A 1545-nucleotide genomic window follows, 5' to 3' on the forward strand; every position below is an offset into this window, starting at 1 on the left:
AGGAGGTAGAGCAGCTCCTCCAGGGAGGGGCGTTCGTCGCCACGTCGACGAATTCGTCGGCTCGTTCGTATCGGGACGCATGATCGGGCATCGCCTCGAGGCCGTGGTTGCGCGCTTCCTGGTCGAACATCGAGGTCACGACGTTCCAACCGGCCCGTCCGCCGCTGATGTGGTCGAGCGACGCCAGCATTCGTGCTGCGTGAAATGGCGTGTAAAAGGTCGTGGAGATGGTGGTGACCAGGCCGACGTTCGCCGTCGCTCGTGCCATGGCAGTCAATGCGGTGATCGGTTCGAGAAACCACGACGCACCAGACTCGGGTTCTCGAACACTGTGACCGTCCGCGAAGAAAACGGCGTCCAGCTTCCCGCGTTCGGCGATCTGGGCAAGCGACTCGTAATACGTGATGTCGCCGAGACTTTCGACAGGTGAGTCGCGGTGTCGCCACGCCGCACTGTGGTGTCCGCAACCGAGCAGGAACGCACCTATCCGTAGTTGTGCGCCCATCAGTTCTTGACGAGTCCGCCGTCGACAACCAGGTTCTGGCCGGTCACGGCCCGCGACCATGGTGAGGCGAAAAAGAGTGCGGCGTCGGCAAATTCGTCCGGTGTGGTGACTCGGCGCAGGGGAGTGCTCGCCGCGATCATGTCGAAGACGGCTTCCGGTGTCGCGGCACTCGCATCGGTGGTACGGAGCAAGCCGCCGGAGACCATGTTGACTGTGATCCCGTCCGGACCGAGGTCGGCGGACAGTGTCCGTGTCAGTGCCAACAGTGCAGCCTTGGCGGCGGTGTAGTCGTGGTACGGAACTACCGGATTCTGGACCAGATTGGTTCCGACAGTGATGATTCGGCCGAAGCCGAGTTCGCGCATGCCTGGTAGCGCTGCCTGGGTGGTATTGAGTGTGCCGGCAACGGCTCCGCGTAGTTGAGAGTCGAAGTCGGCCCAGGTGATCGTGTCCGCGTTCGGCCGGGCATCGCCGTTGAACGAGAAGTCGACGAGTGCATTGTCGACCACGGTCGAGATCGGTGCGTCGAATCTCTCGCGTGCAGCGGAGAACAACTGGTCGACGGAACTGCGGTCCGTCACGTCCGCCTGGACTGCGAAGGTGCGATCCTCGCCCAGTTCGGTGACCAGGGCCTGGGCGGCATCACGGCTCTTGTTGTAGTTCACGATCACCCGGGCCCCCGAGCGGGAGAATGCTCGGCTCAGTGCGGCGCCGAGCCCGCGGGCGCCACCGGTGATCAGAACGATCTGCTCGTCCAGGTTCAATGCGCGCTGAAATTGCTGTTCGGTCATGTCGACATCCCTCCGCCAGTGCTAACTGGTCAGGTTCATCGGGTCTGATCTCAGCCGACTTTTTCGGCACCCCGTGTCGCCGTCCATCAGACCACGAGAGGTGAATCGTCCTGAACGCCGGGTGCGTAGTAACGACGGCGCGATGAGTTTTCGATCGCTCGGGAGTCGTAATTGCAAGCGAAGTGGCAACCGGCCGCGCCATGGACCGCTCCCGGCTGCGCGAACTGCGCCGCCACCGCGCCGCGATGG

Annotated in this window: 2 protein-coding genes and 1 riboswitch; both genes read right to left on the reverse strand. The window is 63.2% G+C overall.

From position 1 onward, the window contains the following. On the reverse strand, positions 1–505 hold a 505-nt coding region (locus tag ABT116_RS45330), incomplete at its 3' end, for an LLM class flavin-dependent oxidoreductase (protein ID WP_351646892.1). Continuing rightward, on the reverse strand, positions 505–1296 hold the full coding sequence (locus ABT116_RS45335; RefSeq protein ID WP_351646893.1) for a 3-oxoacyl-ACP reductase: 792 nt from the start codon (positions 1294–1296) through the stop codon (positions 505–507). The genes ABT116_RS45335 and ABT116_RS45330, both read right to left, overlap by 1 nt. Further along, a riboswitch (TPP riboswitch) is annotated at positions 1287–1380 on the reverse strand. Its footprint overlaps the gene before it by 10 nt. Between the last annotated feature and the right edge of the window lie 165 nt (positions 1381–1545).

The organism is Streptomyces sp. NPDC002130, from assembly GCF_040296465.1.
In the GTDB taxonomy this organism is placed as follows: Bacteria; Actinomycetota; Actinomycetes; order Streptomycetales; family Streptomycetaceae; genus Streptomyces.

What these genes read in the sequence shown, in the direction of transcription:
- ABT116_RS45335 (WP_351646893.1), bottom strand. Translation starts at nt 1,296, where the DNA reads ATGACCGAACAGCAATTTCAGCGCGCATTGAACCTGGACGAGCAGATC.